A 17,063-nucleotide genomic window follows, 5' to 3' on the forward strand; every position below is an offset into this window, starting at 1 on the left:
ACAAGCGAGAGTCGGTGGCGCCGCATAGCTGTCGCGCCACCGATCCGTTTTCTTCTCGATATTCTCTGGTGATCAGACTTTCAGCGTTTGCCCAAAGTTCGGGCAAGCGATTTTTGGTGTCGTGCTTTTTTTGTGACACATGGGTCAGAGATGAGGAAAATATTCTACTCTGGCCAAATCTGTATCCGTGCAGGGCGTGATTTTTTCTATTATCGCCCGATTTTCCTGTTGATTGAGAGATTTTACGTAAAAAATTAAGCTCCAACTGTGCAGAGTGAACACGACGCGGAAGATTGTTATTCGTCGCCGCATCGCTAAGCTCTGAAACATGGAGTCCTGGAGTGGGGAGATATACGGCGATGACAATCATCAAAACGACGGTCGCATGCCTGTTGGCAACATGCGCATTCACAGCGGTTTCCAACGCCGGTGGTTTTTCCCGCGGCGAAGCGGATACCGATATCCTATACGAGGATGGCACTTTTGTGGTTCGAGGCGGCGCGACCTATGTAGCGCCACAGAGAGGTTATGATTCGATCGGAATCGCAAACGGGACAGACGGTGATTTCACAGAGAATTTTACGATACCGTCCGTCGCCGCAAAGTTCCGTTTCTCTGATAATTTTTCATGTGCGCTCAGCTATACTCAGCCATTTGGCGCAGATAGCGAATATGGCAATCAGGCACAAGCCGCTGATCGTGCCGCAGACCTTGTGTCTGTTGATTGGGCATTCCCCACGGGCAATGCGGTAAAAAGTGCCGGGTTCGATAGCGACGAATATGCTGGGACCTGCGCTGTGAATTTTGCAGTGGGTCGAGGGGAAGCATATGTTATCGGCGGCATCTTTTCGCAGTCTTTCGATTATACGGAAAGCAAAGATTTCGGCACGCTGAATCTTAAGGACGATAGCGCACTGGGGTATCGCATCGGTGCGGCCTATGAAATCAAGGAATATGCGCTGCGCGCGCAATTGCTTTACCGTTCAGAAGTCGAGCAAAAAACAGAGGGTGTTTTTACACCTTCTCCAACACTGCTGGCTTATGTTCCAACTTTGCCAGCCACGACGACAGCAAGTGGAACTGGTAAACTGCCGCAGTCGATGGAATTCAGCTTGCAAAGCGGAATTGCGCCTGACTGGCTTGCTTTCGGATCGGTCAAGTGGACCGACTGGAGCGTGCTTCAGACCTTAGACTACAATATCGTGGGATTGGGTGATCTGAAGAAGAACTTCTACTGGCGAGACGGTTGGACCATTACAGGTGGTCTGGGTCACAAATTTAACGAGACAGTGTCTGGCGCTGCTAGCTTGACTTGGGATCGTGGCGTCGGAACGGGCGCAGATATTCAGACCGATACGTGGACGGTATCTGCGGGTGCCGACATAAAGGCTGGCCCAGGAACGTTGAGACTGGGTGGAGCTATCTCCTATCTGACAGCTGGTAGCCAATCGGTCGCCAAAGAAGCCGATTTCGACGCGACAGCAAACGGCGATTGGGCCTACGCACTTTCCGCTTCGTACAAAATCAGCTTCTGAGTCCAATTTATCTCTGACGCGCATTTCGAAAGGCCCGGTTCGTCCGGGCCTTTCTTCTGCCTGGTCATGCGTCTGACCGCTGCACACACAGAAATTGTGACAAATCTGCAACGCGCCGACAATCAGCATTGCGCTATCATGCAGAACCCTAATTTGTCCATTTCCCGCCACAAAGGAAGCGCAGCAGAATAGACCTGCGAGGAAGAGTATCGTTTTGGAACGATGATTGACCTCGAAGACGAAGTTGGTTTGGACAGGAAATATAGCGCATTCCAAGGGGTATACAGAGACGCCGGGCTTTTCATGGGAGAGACGGCGGGCAGGCAGAGGGCCAAAGCCCCAGTCTCGCCAGAAATGCCTCCTAAATTGTGCTCAGCAGCTAAGTTGCTTGCGAAATCCTGACCCGAAATGATGTGTGACGGGTTGCTTGATGAACTGGTTGTTCACGGTTTCGCGTCTAGAGTTTTCGTGGATGGAGAATGCGATTGCGCCTCATCCACGAGCGCAGTTGATGTCCGCATTGGGATGGATGAATAACAGGACCATGGCGAATACCGAGTATAGATTTGCGAAACGCACAGCGGTTGCGCTGGTTGCCGGCCTTCTGGCCGCCCCCGCCGCCTTGGCGTTCGATATCAATTCAGGCGTCAGCAAGGAATCGGGCCCGTTCGACCTCTTCAAGTTCGGCTTCAAGGCCTACAAGGCTGGCCAGAAGAAGGATGCGATCGAGGCCTATCGCTATGCCGCAGAAAAGGGTCACACGGGCTCGCGTTGGGCCTTGGCCAACATGTATGCCGACGGCGACGGTGTGGTGAAGAACGATTTTGAGGCCTTCAAGATCTATTCGGAGATCGCAAATCAGGGCATCGAACCTGGATCCTCCGATACCGGATTTTTCGTCAATGCTCTTTTGTCGCTTGCCGGCTACTACCGCGTTGGCATTCCCGGCACTCAGGTGTCCGCGGATCTGACACAGGCCCGTCAGCTTTATTTTCAGGTCGCCTCGACTTTTGGTGTCGCCGAAGCCCAGTTCCAGTTGGCACGCATGCTGCTGGCAGGTGAGGGCGGCAAAGCCAATCCGAAACAAGCCAAGAAGTGGCTCAACCTGGCACGCAAGAGCGGCCACGCGGGCGCCATGTCGGTTTTCGGAAACGTCCTTTTCCAGGAAGGCCAGACCGCACAGGGCTTGGCATTCATGACCGCCGCGCTTGACCGGTGTCGCCCTTCAGACTGCCAATGGATGCAGGATCTTCAGGAACAGGCCTTTTCCATCGCGACGGAAGATGATCGTCGTGTTGCCGTGGCCCTTGCACCACAGCTTGGACGTCCGCAGTAAAATCATCGGCTTTGGTCTGAACGGGTGCGCAAAGGCCCTCGTCAGGTCATTGCCGAGGGCCAGTTCAGATAGACGTTGTGATCGCCGACACGTCCGAAGTATGCGTTTCCACCATTCGCAACATCAATATAGGCGCCTGTCTCCGTCTGCTCAAAAGTTGCGTCACTGCCGCGCTTGAGATGCGTTCTCAAGAATGAAGTCCAGCTTTCACGTGCGAATGTGTCTCCGGGTTTGCGGCGAGTCAGCCGTTCTTCCGGGTCGGACACATCCCACGCAGTGATGGTCACGCCGATTTCGGCATCGGTGACCGTCAAGGATCCGTCCGCCAATGCCTCCAGCATATCGGCGCCGAGATTGCCCGATCCCTGATCGGTCTCTGCCATGTCTTGCAGCTTGGTCTTCAGGCCCGCCATGAAGGATGCCGTCCGGATGTCGGATGACACCGTTTCCTCTTTCTTCGCCGCTTCGCGAAGGCTGGTATCGTAAAGCGTCGCGGCCTCGCTCAGGCTGTTGATCAGACTGCGGCTGTAATAGGTTGCCCGATCATTCAGCCCGCCATTATATGCGGCAGCAGCAGCAGCATCGCCTGCCTGTTGATCACCTGTTTCGCGGATGTTCCTCAACATTACGCTGGAAGCCGTTGTCTGGACGGTCGATATCGCATTCATGCTTCAAATACCCTCTTTCCAAAACAATTCGGACCGACGGATTGGCTTGAAAAAAGCGCCTTTCGTCGGCGGGAGCGACGAGTCTCCGCGCGTTTGAAGGCTAGGAAGCGATCATTGCCTGGAACTTGCGGCGTTCACGCACATGCATGCGTTCGGCCCCCGTCAGATTTCCAGAAGCCGGTCAGCAAGACAGATATATGGGAAGCGGTCGGTCAGGCCGCGAAATCGAACCAGCCGCAGACGGGCACGTGGTCGGATGGCTTTTCCCAGCTGCGCACGTGTTTTTCGATCTCGGTCGCCGTCAGTCTGTCTGCTGCTTCCGGTGACAGCATCAGGTGATCGATGCGGATTCCGTTGTTCTTTGGCCAGGCACCGGCCTGATAGTCCCAGAAGCTGTAAAGCTTGCTCTCGTCATCGGTTGCCCGAACCGCATCTGTGAGACCAAGATTTTCAAGTTGGCGAAATGCATTGCGGGTCTTTGGCAGGAACAGCGCATCGCCTTCCCAGACCTTCGGATCAAAGCAATCGAAGGGTTCTGGAATGACATTGTAGTCACCCGCCAGAATGAAAGGTTCTTCAAGCGCAAGGCGGCTTTCGGCAAAGCTCTGCAACCTGGCCATCCAGGCAAGTTTGTAGGGATATTTGACCGGATCGTCGGGCGGGTTGCCATTGGGCAGGTAAAGCGAGCAGACGCGCAAGACCCCGCCTTGGACTGAAAATACGCCTTCGATAAAACGGGCCTGCTCATCGCTGTCATCGCCTGGAAGACCGCGATTGACCTCATCAGGTTTCATCTTCGACAGCAGAGCGACGCCGTTGAAGCCCTTCTGGCCGTGGGTCTCCACATGATAGCCGAGTGCTTCGATCTCCATGCGCGGAAATCCCTCGTCCTGGGATTTAATCTCTTGCAGGCAGGCGATGTCGGGAGCCGATTGTTCCAGCCACTGGCACAGATTGCCAATGCGTGCCTTGACGCCGTTGATGTTCCAGGTGGCGATTTTCATACGGGATCCTTTCGGCTGGCCCTCAAGCAAAGTCCGATGCAGCCGTGCCAACTATTAGAGGAGCCGTGGCCGCGAGGAAACCCGTTTTGTGCCGAGCCCCCAACGATAAAGCTGCCGGGTCGCATCTGGAATTCCGGCGGCTGTTCCAATTTGCGATTGCATCGCACAACGGTTGTGGCTCTATTGAAGATCTGCGAGCGTTTGGGGAGGCCTTCGCAGCATAAAAGAGCAAAAGGGGACAGTACAATGACAGACGCAATTGAGCCGAAAAGACCCGGACTTATTTATAACTTGAATGATACTCCGCCGCCCGGCCCAGCATTTCTGGCCGCGTTCCAGCACATTCTTGCCAGCATCGTTGGCATCGTCACGCCGACACTCGTGATCGGCGGCGTTCTGGGGCTAGGCGAGCACGTGCCCTACCTCATCGCCATGTCGATGTTCGTGTCGGGTGTTGCAACCTTTATCCAGTGCCGTCGCATCGGACCGGTGGGCTCCGGTCTGCTCAGCCTGCAGGGAACCAGCTTCGCCTTTTTGGGCGCTGTTCTTGCCGCAGGTTTCGGCGTCAAGGCGCAAGGGGGAACGCCCGAAGACATCCTGGCGATGATCTTCGGTCTTTGCCTGGTCGGTTGCCTGGTTGAAGTGATCCTCAGCCAGTTCATCGACAAGATGGATCGCATCATCACCCCGACCGTGACCGGCATCGTCATCACCGTGATCGGCCTCAGCCTTGTGAAGGTCGGTTTTACCGATTTTGCCGGGGGTGTCGGAGCAGGGGAAAGCTTTGGCGCACCCGTCAATCTGATGCTGGGTCTGATCGTCGTCGCCGTGATTGTCTTTTTCACCTTCCAGAAAAATCCGATGCTGCGGATTTCGGCCATCATGCTCGGACTGATCGCCGGCCTGATCGTCGCTGCAGTTTTGGGTAAGGTGAATTTCTCGATCCTCGGCACCCAGCCGATCTTCGCGCTGCCGATGCCGTTCAAATACGGATTTTCCTTCGACATCACGCTCTTCATTCCGATCGCCTTCGTCTATCTGATCACCGCCATCGAGACGACGGGCGACCTGACGGCGAATTCGGTGATCTCAGGCGAGCCGGTCGAGGGCGAGGTCTACATGCAGCGGATCAAGGGCGGCGTGCTGGCAGACGGCATCAATTCCGGTCTGGCCGCAATCTTCAACACCTTTCCCAACACCACCTTCAGCCAGAACAACGGCGTGATCCAGATGACCGGTGTGGCAAGCCGCCATGTCGGGCTCTATATCGCCGGAATTCTGGTTGTATTGGGCTTTTTCCCCATCATCGGCGGTGTTTTCATGCTCATCCCGAAGGCCGTTCTGGGGGGCGCGACACTGGTCTTGTTCGGGTCCATTGCCGTGGCCGGTATCCGCATTCTGGCCTCGCAGGAGATCGACCATCGCAAGATCTACATCATGGCAATCTCGTTTGGTCTGGGCCTCGGCGTTACGCTCGTGCCCGACGCCATGAAGCAGATGCCGGATCTGATCCAGAAGGTCTTTGCCACCCCGATCACGTTGAGTGGCCTCTCGGCGATCATCCTGTCGCTCATCATTCCGGAAAAGGCCGGTGCGGCAACGACGGAACCTGCCTGAACCTCAAAAAAAAGCGGCGGGCCTTTGACCCGCCGCCTCAAGATGGACAAGTCGCCGCGCCCTAAATGGCAAAGCTTGTGCCACAGCCGCAGCTTGCGACAGCATTCGGATTGTTGATCTGGAAAGACTGGCCCAGAAGATTGTCGACGAAATCGATCTCGGAGCCGGCCATATAGACCAGCGAGACTGGATCGATCAGAACGGTGGCGCCGCTTTTTTCGAGAACGATATCGTCGTCTTCGGCCGCATCGGCCAGATCAAATTTGTAGGAAAAGCCCGAGCAGCCGCCACCTTCGACAGACACGCGCAGCGCCTGCTTGCCTGATTCGCCCGCAATCACAGCCGCGATACGCTTCGCAGCGGCCTCGGAAAGGGTCACATTCGGTTCGCTCATGATGCCTCCGGCCTATGGCTTGATCGCGAAATCTCCTGGGTTTTCCACGCCATCAGGCAAACGACAGGAGCGGGTGGCAGAAAGCCTGCCTTGGGCTCAGGGTTCGAATTGATGCGTCGAGCAAGGAAACTTCGCCGATGCTGTTCTAAAACAATCATCCAGTAGGTATGTAGACGAAGCGGCAACGTCAATGGGCAGAGAAGAGCAGTAGTAGCAATGACGATCGACAGCAGTGCATTGGGATTCGGCAGCGGCCAGCGTGCAATCTATGCCGCCGATCCCTGGAATTCGCGTGGAAGGCTCTTTGACGAGACCTCCAGTCCCACTCGTTCGGATTTCCAGCGCGACCGCGACCGTATCGTCCACACCACCGCCTTCCGGCGGCTGAAGCACAAGACACAGGTGTTTATCGGCCCGGATGGCGATCACTATCGAACGCGGCTCACCCACACGATCGAGGTTGCGCAGATTGCCCGCGCGCTTGCCCGTGCCTTGAAGCTCGATGAGGATCTGGCCGAAGGCGTGGCCCTCGTGCACGATTTTGGCCACACCCCTTTTGGTCACACCGGCGAGGACGCTCTCGACGAAATGCTCAAACCCTATGGTGGCTTCGATCACAATGCCCAGTCATTGCGCATCGTCACCAAGCTTGAACGCCGCTATGCCGATTTTGACGGCCTGAACCTGACCTGGGAAGCGCTGGAAGGACTGGTCAAGCACAATGGTCCTTTGATGACGAAGGACGGAGAGGGGATCAAAGGTCCTGTACCGTTGCCGATCCGCGACTACAGCCTGATCCATGACCTTCATCTGTCGAGCCATGCCAGCCTTGAGGCCCAGGTTGCTGCAATCTCCGACGATATCGCCTATAATACCCATGACATTGATGATGGCCTGCGCTCCGGGTTCCTGACCTACGAGATGCTGGAAGATGTCCCTTTCCTGGCCGGTCTGATGAAGGAAGTCCGCGATAAATATCCGCATCTGGATGAGGATCGCTTTACCAATGAGATGATGCGACGTCAGATTACCCGCATGGTGGAAGACGTGATCGGCGTGACGCAGTCGCGTTTGAAACAGGTGGCTCCTCAGAGCGCGGACGACGTGCGCAATGCCGGGATCACCCTGTCGACCTTTTCCGAGACGATGGCCGAGACGGACAAGCAGATCAAGAAACTGCTGTTCGCCCGCATCTACCGGCATCCGGATATCATGCGAATTCGTGAAGGGGCGGCGCAGATCGTCACCGATCTCTTTAAGGCCTATATGGAAGACCCGACCCGCATGCGCAGCCACTTCTGGGTGAACCACATCAGTGGCCTCAACGAGGGTCAGCGCGCCCGCCATGTCGGCGACTATCTGGCCGGAATGACCGACACCTATGCAGTTCGCGCCCACAGCGAGCTGTTTGACCGGACTCCGGAATTGCGATAGAGCCGCCTCCCGAACGAACACCTTTGCAGGCCGCACCCGGTCTTGCGCCCAGGACGGATGACATGAATCTTTTTGCCGATTTTGAAGCCAGACTTAAGAATGCTTTGGAAGATATTGATCTGATAAAGGAAAAGCGATCTGAGGTTGATTTCGGCCGCGTGATTGTCGAGCCGCCGCGCGATCCGAGCCACGGCGATGCAGCGACCAATGCTGCCATGGTGCTTGCCAAGCCGCTTGGCACCAATCCGCGTGCACTGGCCGACATCATTGCACAAAAGCTCAAAGAGGATGCCGACATTGCCGACGTCAATGTGGCCGGTCCGGGATTCATCAATCTGAGGCTGTCAGAGGACTATTGGCGCCGCCTGCTTGTCCAGATGGTCGAGGAGGGTACTGATTATGGTCGCTCCGCTGTGGGCAAGGGCCTGAAGGTCAATGTCGAATATGTCTCGGCCAATCCGACCGGTCCCATGCATGTCGGCCATTGCCGCGGCGCCGTCGTTGGCGATGCGCTGGCCAATCTGCTGGGCTTTGCCGGTTATGAGGTCACAAAGGAATACTACATCAACGATGCCGGCTCGCAGATCGACGTGCTGGCGCGCTCGGTCTTCCTGCGTTACCGCGAAGCGCTTGGCGAGGATGTCGGCGAGATCCCTGCAGGTCTCTATCCGGGCGATTATCTCGTGCCCGTCGGGCAGGCGCTGGCCGCTGAATTTGCAACCAGGCTGCTGACGATGCCGGAAGACGATTGGATGCCGATCGTCAAGGACAGGGCCATTGATGCCATGATGGTGATGATCCGTGAGGATCTCGCAGCACTCAACGTGCATCACGACGTCTTCTTCTCCGAACGCACCCTGCATGCGGGCAATGGCGGGCGCATCCTGTCGGCCATCAACGACCTGACCTTCAAGGGTCACGTCTACAAAGGCAAGCTGCCGCCACCGAAGGGACAGCTACCCGAAGACTGGGAAGACCGCGAGCAGACGCTGTTCCGGTCGACTGAAGTGGGCGACGATATCGACCGTCCGCTGATGAAGTCCGACGGCGCCTTCACCTATTTCGCCGCCGATCTTGCCTACTTCAAGGACAAGTTCGATCGTGGCTATGACGAAATGATCTATGTGCTCGGCGCCGACCATGGCGGTTACGTCAAGCGCCTGGAAGCGCTTGCGCGTGCCGTGTCCGAGGGCAAGTCCAAGCTCACCGTATTGCTGTGCCAACTGGTCAAGCTCTACCGCAATGGCGAGCCGGTGAAGATGTCCAAGCGCTCTGGCGATTTCGTCACGCTGCGTGAGGTGGTGGACGAAGTCGGTCGCGATTCGGTACGCTTCATGATGCTCTACCGGAAGAATTCCGAGCCATTGGACTTCGATTTCGCGAAAGTGACAGAACAGTCCAAGGATAACCCGGTCTTTTACGTGCAGTATGCCCATGCGCGTTGCATGTCTGTGCTGCGTCAGGGCAAGGAAGCTTTTCCGGAACTGGAAGCCTCCAGCGCCGATCTGGCGAAGGCTGTCAGCGATATGACGCTTGATCCGGCGGAGATTCAGCTTGTGGCAAAGCTTGCGGAATATCCCCGTGTTATTGAGGCTGCAGCCCAGTCACAGGAGCCGCATCGTCTTGCATTTTATCTCTATGATCTGGCAAGTTCCTTCCATGGTCATTGGAATAAAGGTAAAGATCACCCGGAATTACGCTTTATTAACGATAAAAACCGACAATTGAGTGTTGCCAGACTTGGGTTGGTGCATGCCGTCGCTTCGGTTTTGAAGTCGGGCCTGTCAGTTACAGGCACTGACGCGCCGGAAGAAATGCGATAGTATTGACACCATTTCCCCATATTGCGCTGGCAAATGTATTTGTCGCGTAGAAGAGTGGAATGGGTATGGTTCAGAAACAGGCGGCTCTCCGAGACGGAACTGGGGACGATTTCTTCGCTGAGGACGATCCTCTCGCAGAACTCGCCCGGATCGTCGGATTCGAAACGCCCCATTCGCCAAAGCCGGTTGAAACGGAACGGCATGAGCCGGCATTCGACCTGGAAGACGAGCTTCTGCGCGAATTTGAAACCTATGATGCGCCAACTCCGGCGCCGCAGTTCGTTTCTGAATATGCGCCTGTCCGGGCGCAGCCTGAAGCGTTGTCACTCCCTTCCGTGGAAGAGCAGGTGTTCGAGACACCGGAGCAACAGCAACCCGCTGAAGATGTCGCAGATGGATATTACCCCGAATCGATAGAGCTTCCGCAATCTTATGAGGCACAGGCTTTCGCGCCTGAGCCGGCATATATTGAAGACGATAGCAACGCCCGAGAGCAGAGCGCGTTCGGCCAGACCGATCTCGCCGATGAGCTTGAACTGGCAATCGCCGACTTCCCGCAATTTGCCGAACAGGCAGAGATGCAGTCGTCGCCTGAACCTGTTTATGCCGAACCGAGCTATTCTGAACCGAGTTTTGTTGAGCCCATCTCCTCGGAGCCGGCACATGTCGAGCCGGGCTATGATGCAGACGAACTGTATGAGCCGGCTTTTGCCGAGCCGGTGGACGAACTGCAGACAGCGCCTGAACAGGTCCAGACGTCTGAGCAGCCTATCTATGAAGAGCCAGTCGCTTTCGATCCCGAGCCTGAAATCGTCAGCGAGGAAATGTACGATGCTCCGGCGCGCACGGAGACACGCGTCAGACTGCCTTTGACCAATTTTACACCCAGCCGCGCCAATCTTCGCCGCGAGCCTGATGTTGAGCCGGTGCCAGCACCCGCGCCCGAACCGGAATTTGTGTCGGCTTCCGAGCCAGAGCCTGTCCTGTCGGATGAAGATTTTTTTGCGGAAGAAGAGCTGTTTGCCGATCAGGCAAGCGCGGTGGAGACGCCATTCGACTGGACCGCACCCGCTGCCGCCTATGAGGCGCCGACCGTAGAACCGGCCATTCACTCGACCCAGGTCCCGGCGTTTTCACAAGAGCCAGCTGGAGAAGCAGGTCAGGGGGGCGAGAGGCACGAGCCGGAAGTCGACTTTGCCGAACTGGAAGCCGAGTTGGAGGTGGCGCCGGAGATTGCCGCCCCATCCACGCCGGCACCGCTCGTCGCGCCTGCTGCTGAGGCCAAACCAGCGCTTGCTGCCGAGGACGAGTTCGATCCCTTTGCAGACACTGAATTCGAACTGGCGCTTGATGATATCGAGCTCGATCTGTCTGACCTCGATCCTGAACCCGTAGCCAAAGTACAGGACCCGCAGCCTGTGCAGAGCACGCAGCCGGCACCCGTCATGGCCCATGTGGCCCGGCAGCCGGACGTCGCGCCAACAGCCGTGGCTCCACGATCAGTCATGCAACCTGCCGCTCCTGCGCCGCAACCCGCAGCGGACACCAGCGCCGCGATGCCATTCGATCTGTCGCAAATTGCCGAACAGGATGAACCGCTGACAACGATGGCGACCCTCGATGTGCCGGATCTCCCGGCCCAGGAGGCACCTGCGGAACCGAACTACAAACCCGACTATGGCATCGATGTTGATGCCGAGCTTGAAACCATGTTCGCCGCGGAAGCAGCCGCTGAGACGCCACAACCAGCGTCGACGAGCCAGTCAAGCCGCTCCGCAGCGGTCGCCGCCGCCACATCTGCGCCCGCGCAACCGGATTTTCAGGAATTCGAGCGCGCTCTGCGCCAGGACCTCGCCCAGTCTTCGCAGGGTGAAGCCCAGGGTGAATCACAGCGTCCACGCAAGATCGCCCTTCAGCAGGCCATCGAAGCGGTGCCGGCAGAAGGCTCGAGCCGCCGTTGGCTCTTGGCTGCTTCGGTCGCTTTCCTCGCGATTATCGGCGCTGGCGGTCTTTATGCCTGGATGGGGGGATCACCCATAGGTCTCATCGAAACGGGTGAACCCGTGGTCATTCTTGCGGACAAGGATCCGGTCAAGGTTGTGCCTGAAAACCGCGGCGGTGCGTCTGTCCCCAATCAGGACAAGGCCGTTTATGATCGCGTTGAAGGTGCAGCCGTTGCGCCCAAACAGGAAAGCCTGATCTCTTCAAGCGAAGAGCCGGTGGACGTCGTTCAGCGCACGCTTCTGCCGCAGAGCGCCCCGGACGATGGCGCCGATGCCGATGTGGATGCTGCTCAATCAACGCCTGTTGGGGAAACGGAAGATCCGCGCCTTTTGCCAAACGGCGGTCGCGAAAGCGCATCAGAGGCAGATGATGCCGTGACGATCACGCCGCGCAAGGTGCGCACCATGATTGTTCGTCCGGATGGAACGCTGGTCGCTCAGGATGTGCTTGAAGAGCCTGCCCCACAAGCACCGGCATCCGAAGCCGCTCCAACGCTTGCGGAATCTCCGGTTGAAAGCGCGGCCGAGGCTCTGGCCGCGTCAACCGAAACGGCAACGACGAGTGCCGACACGGACGCCGCGGCGTCTGCGCCCCTCGAAACTGCTGCGACTTCGGAACCGGAAGCCGTCGCTGAAGAGCCGGTGGCGCCTGCGCCAAGCAATACACCCATTCCGCGGGCGCGCCCGTCTGAGCAGCCCGCCAACGTGGTGGCAACAGTGACGGAGCAGGGCAATGTCACCCAGACGCCTGCACCGGCCGCACAGCCTGCAGCCACAGCGCCTGCTGCCTCTGCGGCACCTGCGCCGGTCGAGACAGCATCGGCCTTGCCTCCTGGTACATATGTTGTTCAGGTCGCATCACTGCCGTCTGAAGCGGAAGCGCAGAAGTCCTATCGCAATCTCTCTGCCCGCTATTCCAGCATCATTGGCGGCAGGGGTGTCGATATCAAACGCGCCGATATCTCTGGCAAGGGCACCTATTATCGTGTCCGCATTCCAGCCGGGACACGGGATCAGGCGATTTCCATGTGCGAGAGCCTCAAGGCCGCCGGCGGTAGCTGCCTCGTCGCCCGCTAAAGACTAACCGACAGCAAAACAGGCAGGCGGCGAGATCGACGGGATCTCGCCGATTTTTTTCTGTTGACTAACCTGCGACTCACTTCGGCTTTGGCCAGAAGCTCCGTATGGTCAGGCCATGAGCGAATCAAAAGCAATGATCCTGGGCGTCAGCGGGCTTCAACTGACAGCAGAAGAAAAAGCCTTGTTTGCCGGTGAGCGTCCCTGGGGCTTCATCGTCTTTGCACGAAACCTGTCCGAGCGCGAACAGATCTGTGATCTGGTTGCCTCTATGCGTGATGCCGTAGGCCGCCCGGATGCACCGGTTCTGATCGACCAGGAGGGTGGTCGCGTCCAGCGTATCCGCGAACCCCTTCTGCCGCGTTATCCGTCTGCAGCCGTGCTTGGCGAGATCTACAAGCGCAATGCCGGGCAGGGGCTGCGCGCTGCCTGGTTGATGTCGCGCCTGCATGCCTTCGATATGAAGAGCTTCGGCATCAATGTCGATTGTCTTCCGGTGCTCGACGTGCCGGTGGAAGGCGCAAGCAATGTCATCGGCAATCGCGCCTATGGCTTCGATCCGGATACGGTCAGCGCCATGGGCCGGGCCGCAGCAGATGGATTGACGGCGGGCGGTGTGCTTCCGGTCATGAAACATATTCCCGGTCACGGACGGGGTATGGCCGACAGCCATCACGAATTGCCTGTTGTGTCGACGTCGCTTGGTGAACTGGAAGCGCATGACTTCCCGCCATTCCGCGATATGGCCGATTCGTTGATGGCGATGAGTGCCCATGTGGTCTATTCGGCGATCGATCCGGATCGACCGGCCACGATCTCGCGCAAGGTGATCGACGAGGTCATTCGCGGTTCGATCGGCTTCAATGGCTTGCTGATCTCTGACGATGCCTCGATGAACGCTCTGAAGGGTACATTGGGCGAGCGTGCCCGGGCGATCGCCACCAATGGCTGCGACATCACCTTGCATTGCAACGGTGTTATGGATGAAATGAGGGCAGTCGTTGCAGAAGTGGGGCCACTTGCGGGTGAAGCGTTACGCCGCACCAAGGCCGTAGAAGCAGCGTTTGGCCAGGATGACGGTGCCGAAGAGTCTGTCATCCGCGCGGAGTTCGACGGAATGGGAGCCTATAGCTGATGTCGACTACGTCGGGTTCCACGGATGCGCAGGGCGTGAAACCTGCCAATGGGAGCGCACGCAAGCCGGCGCCCATGGAGCAACTGTGGAGCGACGTGAACGCCGATCGTGGGGTAACCGAGCCGGCGCTGGTGATCGACGTTGCGGGCTTCGAAGGCCCGCTCGACCTTCTGCTGCATCTGGCCCGTGGCCAGAAGGTGGACCTGTCGCGTATGTCCGTTCTGGCGCTCGCCGAGCAGTATCTCCTTTTCATCGACAGCGCGCGCCGCATTCGGCTGGAGCTTGCGGCTGACTATCTGGTGATGGCGGCATGGCTTGCATATCTGAAGTCACGCCTGCTGATCCCGCAACAATCGAAAGATGATGGCCCCTCCGGCGAGGAGATGGCAGCGGTTCTGGCGTTCCGGTTGAAACGGCTTGAGGCCATGCGCGAGTCGGCTACGCGCCTCATCAACCGCAATCGACTGGGCCGGGACGTGTTTGCGCGCGGCGCACCGGAACACATGCCGGATCGCGTGGAATCTGCCTTTGATGCTTCGCTCTACGATCTGCTGACAGCCTATGCGTCGCTGCGCCAGCGCCAGTCGACCACCCAGGTGACGATTGCAAGGCGCACCGTCTGGTCCTTGTCGGATGCCCGTGCAATCCTGTCGCGCATGGTCGGTGAGATCAAGGACTGGACAGCGCTCGACCAGTTTCTCCTGCGTTATCTGACAAAACCCGAAGAGCGTGTTACGGCGATTGCCAGCGCCTTTGCCGCGTCTCTGGAATTGGTCCGCGAAGGCAAGATGGAGATCCGCCAGGAGGGCGCATTCGAACCGATCTACATGCGTGCAGGCGCTCATGCAGTGCCCGCCATCATGGAATAGGAAATCAGCCGGTGATCGAGGACGAGGACATTCACGACATCGTGGTCGTGGACCAGCAGGTGTCGGAGGCTCCTCCGATCGACCCGGTCGCCATGCGCGAGGCCGTCCGTGTGGCCGAAGCACTGGTGTTTGCCTCAGCCGAACCCGTGAGCGAGGGCTTCATTGCCGAGCGGCTGCCAGAGGGTGTCGACATTCACTCCCTGATGCAGAGCCTGAAGGAAGACTACGCACCGCGCGGCGTCAACCTCGTTCAGGTTGGAGATCATTGGGCTTTCCGCACCGCAGCCGACCTATCCTTTGCCATCCGCAAGGATGAAACCGAGGTCCGCAAACTGTCGCGCGCGGCTTTGGAGGTGTTGGCGATCATCGCCTATCACCAGCCGGTCACCCGTGCGGAAATCGAAGAGGTCCGTGGTGTCCAGACGTCCAAGGGCACGCTTGACGTGCTGATGGAAGCGGGCTGGGTCCGTTTCCGGGGCAGGCGGCGGACACCCGGTCGCCCTGTCACCATCGGTACCACTCGCGACTTTCTCGATCATTTCGGTCTGGAAGAACTGCGCGACCTGCCTGGCATGGAAGAATTGAAGGCTGCCGGAATGCTGTCAGGGCGCATCCCGCAGAACTTCAACATACCGCTGCCCTCCATGGATGATGAACTGACAGAAGATGAAGATCCGATCAGCCAGCTGGAACTCGAAGAGCTCGGCCTCTTGACTCCCGGAGGTGAACCGGACGAATAGGATCATGTTTGTGTAAAGGGCATTGGTCAAATGACCGAACCTTTCTGGAGTGATCCGAAGTTCTGGGTAGATGATGGCTGTGCAGAGTGGAACCAAGCCGGAAACGGCGATGAGCGCACGGCGGACTGCAGGTGTAACCTTTGCGGCGCGTCTGTCCTTTGAAGATATTCATCACAGCTATTTCGGCAAGGAAACCATTCGCGGTGTGTCGCTGACGGCGGAGCCGGGCGAGGTGCTTTGCCTGCTCGGACCGTCGGGCTCTGGCAAAACCACGCTGTTGCGCATTGCTGCTGGCATTGAGGCGCAGACATCCGGACGTCTGACGATCAATGATCGGGAAGTGGCCGGCCCATCCGTCTTCCTGCCGCCAGAAAAGCGCGGCATCGGGCTGATGTTTCAGGACTTCGCGCTGTTTCCGCATATGTCGATACTCGACAATGTCCGCTTCGGCCTGACGGCCATGCCGCGCAAGGATGCGATCAACGAGGCCATGGCATCGCTGGAGCGCGTCGGTCTTGCCCATTACGCACAGAAATATCCACACTCTCTGTCGGGTGGCGAACAACAGCGCGTGGCCCTTGCTCGCGCGCTCGCGCCCCGCCCGGGCGTGCTGTTGATGGACGAGCCCTTTTCCGGTCTCGATTCACGGCTGAAGGATACAATCCGCGCCGACACACTCGATGTATTGCGTGAGACGCGGGCGACCGCAATCGTTGTGACCCATGACGCGGAAGAGGCGATGCGCATGGCAGACCGTATCGCACTCCTGCGGGACGGCCAGTTGGTGCAGGTCGGCACATCGGATGATCTTTATCGCCGGCCGCGCGATCTATTCGCTGCCGCCTTCTTCTCCGAGATCAACGAGTTTTCCGGCGTGGTTGAAAATGGTTCGGTGGTCACACCTCTCGGCATATTGCCGGCCCCGGACATATCCAGTGGGCGCAAGGTGTCGATCGCCGTCAGGCTGTCGGATGTCAAAGTGTCGCAGGAGGGCGGGGCAATCCCGGCACGCATTCTGTCCAGACGTTTTCTGGGCGTCGTCGAACTGCTCAATATTGCCGTTCCAGGTGGCGAGAAGCCGCTACGCGCACGCATCCGGGCCGATCAATTGCCGCCCGGTTTGCGCGATATCACTGTCAACATAAACCAAAGCGATATTTTGGTGTTTGAAAAACCATAATAAACCCCTTACATCGGGGTGAAACAAAAAATTAGGAGCTGGAGTAAATGGGTTCTTTTAGTATGTGGCATTGGCTGATCGTTCTCGCGATCGTGCTGTTGTTGTTCGGTCGTGGCAAGATCCCGGAACTGATGGGCGATGTCGCCAAGGGCATCAAGAGCTTCAAGAAGGGCATGTCCGATGAGGATACCCCGGAAGAGCCAGCCAAGACTGTCGACCACAAGGCCGACGAGACCAAGTAACGCAAA

14 protein-coding genes are annotated in these 17,063 nt (G+C 57.8%); 11 read left to right on the top strand and 3 right to left on the bottom strand.

Going from position 1 to position 17,063, the window contains the following annotated elements; all coding sequences use genetic code 11:
* Positions 1-359 precede the first annotated feature (359 nt).
* Both ACQQ2Q_RS07935 and exoR read left to right on the top strand, forming a co-directional pair.
* On the top strand, positions 360-1,535 hold the full coding sequence (locus tag ACQQ2Q_RS07935; RefSeq protein ID WP_428186528.1) for an OmpP1/FadL family transporter: 1,176 nt from the start codon (positions 360-362) through the stop codon (positions 1,533-1,535).
* A 544-nt stretch (positions 1,536-2,079) separates the two neighbouring features.
* Positions 2,080-2,871 (top strand): exopolysaccharide production regulator ExoR, encoded by a 792-nt coding sequence (gene exoR / locus ACQQ2Q_RS07940; RefSeq protein WP_428186529.1) that lies wholly within the window; start codon positions 2,080-2,082, stop codon positions 2,869-2,871.
* Between the two features lie 41 nt (positions 2,872-2,912).
* Here exoR and ACQQ2Q_RS07945 read toward each other — a convergent pair whose 3' ends face one another.
* Together ACQQ2Q_RS07945 and xth are read right to left on the bottom strand one after the other, a co-directional pair.
* A complete protein-coding gene (locus ACQQ2Q_RS07945; RefSeq protein ID WP_428186530.1) occupies positions 2,913-3,539 on the bottom strand; it encodes a hypothetical protein in 627 nt (208 codons plus the stop codon).
* 212 nt (positions 3,540-3,751) lie between these two features.
* Positions 3,752-4,543, bottom strand: a complete 792-nt coding sequence (xth, locus tag ACQQ2Q_RS07950; protein ID WP_428186531.1) for an exodeoxyribonuclease III — start codon at positions 4,541-4,543, stop codon at positions 3,752-3,754.
* Between the two features lie 246 nt (positions 4,544-4,789).
* Here xth and ACQQ2Q_RS07955 point away from each other — a divergent pair, with 246 nt between their 5' ends.
* The gene (locus tag ACQQ2Q_RS07955) at positions 4,790-6,160 is read left to right on the top strand and encodes a uracil-xanthine permease family protein (protein WP_428186532.1); all 1,371 of its coding nucleotides are present in this window, start codon (positions 4,790-4,792) and stop codon (positions 6,158-6,160) included.
* Positions 6,161-6,221: 61 nt separating this feature from the next.
* On the opposite strand, the gene erpA is transcribed toward ACQQ2Q_RS07955, so the two are convergent.
* On the bottom strand, positions 6,222-6,554 hold the full coding sequence (gene erpA, locus ACQQ2Q_RS07960) for an iron-sulfur cluster insertion protein ErpA (RefSeq protein WP_428186533.1): 333 nt from the start codon (positions 6,552-6,554) through the stop codon (positions 6,222-6,224).
* Positions 6,555-6,770: 216 nt separating this feature from the next.
* Here erpA and ACQQ2Q_RS07965 point away from each other — a divergent pair, with 216 nt between their 5' ends.
* The 8 genes from ACQQ2Q_RS07965 (at position 6,771) to ACQQ2Q_RS08000 (ending at position 17,057) form a co-directional block, all read left to right on the top strand.
* Positions 6,771-7,988, top strand: a complete 1,218-nt coding sequence (locus ACQQ2Q_RS07965; RefSeq protein WP_428186534.1) for a deoxyguanosinetriphosphate triphosphohydrolase — start codon at positions 6,771-6,773, stop codon at positions 7,986-7,988.
* A gap of 62 nt (positions 7,989-8,050) precedes the next feature.
* Positions 8,051-9,811 carry an arginine--tRNA ligase gene (gene argS, locus ACQQ2Q_RS07970; RefSeq protein ID WP_428186535.1) on the top strand — a complete coding sequence of 587 codons (1,761 nt, stop codon included), beginning with the start codon at positions 8,051-8,053 and terminating at the stop codon, positions 9,809-9,811.
* 59 nt (positions 9,812-9,870) lie between these two features.
* Positions 9,871-12,891 carry an SPOR domain-containing protein gene (locus ACQQ2Q_RS07975; protein ID WP_428186536.1) on the top strand — a complete coding sequence of 1,007 codons (3,021 nt, stop codon included), beginning with the start codon at positions 9,871-9,873 and terminating at the stop codon, positions 12,889-12,891.
* Between the two features lie 118 nt (positions 12,892-13,009).
* The gene (nagZ, locus tag ACQQ2Q_RS07980; protein ID WP_428186537.1) at positions 13,010-14,026 is read left to right on the top strand and encodes a beta-N-acetylhexosaminidase; all 1,017 of its coding nucleotides are present in this window, start codon (positions 13,010-13,012) and stop codon (positions 14,024-14,026) included.
* Positions 14,027-14,100: 74 nt separating this feature from the next.
* A complete protein-coding gene (locus ACQQ2Q_RS07985) occupies positions 14,101-14,895 on the top strand; it encodes a segregation and condensation protein A (RefSeq protein WP_428186784.1) in 795 nt (264 codons plus the stop codon).
* Between the two features lie 92 nt (positions 14,896-14,987).
* Positions 14,988-15,635: an SMC-Scp complex subunit ScpB gene (gene scpB / locus ACQQ2Q_RS07990; protein ID WP_428186785.1), complete on the top strand. Its 648-nt coding sequence runs from the start codon at positions 14,988-14,990 to the stop codon at positions 15,633-15,635.
* Between the two features lie 109 nt (positions 15,636-15,744).
* Complete coding sequence (locus ACQQ2Q_RS07995; protein WP_428186538.1) at positions 15,745-16,815, top strand: ABC transporter ATP-binding protein; 1,071 nt, start codon at positions 15,745-15,747, stop codon at positions 16,813-16,815.
* Positions 16,816-16,862: 47 nt separating this feature from the next.
* Positions 16,863-17,057, top strand: coding sequence for a twin-arginine translocase TatA/TatE family subunit (locus tag ACQQ2Q_RS08000; RefSeq protein ID WP_428186539.1), 195 nt, complete (start codon positions 16,863-16,865; stop codon positions 17,055-17,057).
* Positions 17,058-17,063: the final 6 nt, after the last annotated feature.

Origin of the sequence: Agrobacterium sp. ES01, assembly GCF_050320885.1 — a bacterium.
GTDB lineage: Bacteria > Pseudomonadota > Alphaproteobacteria > Rhizobiales > Rhizobiaceae > Allorhizobium.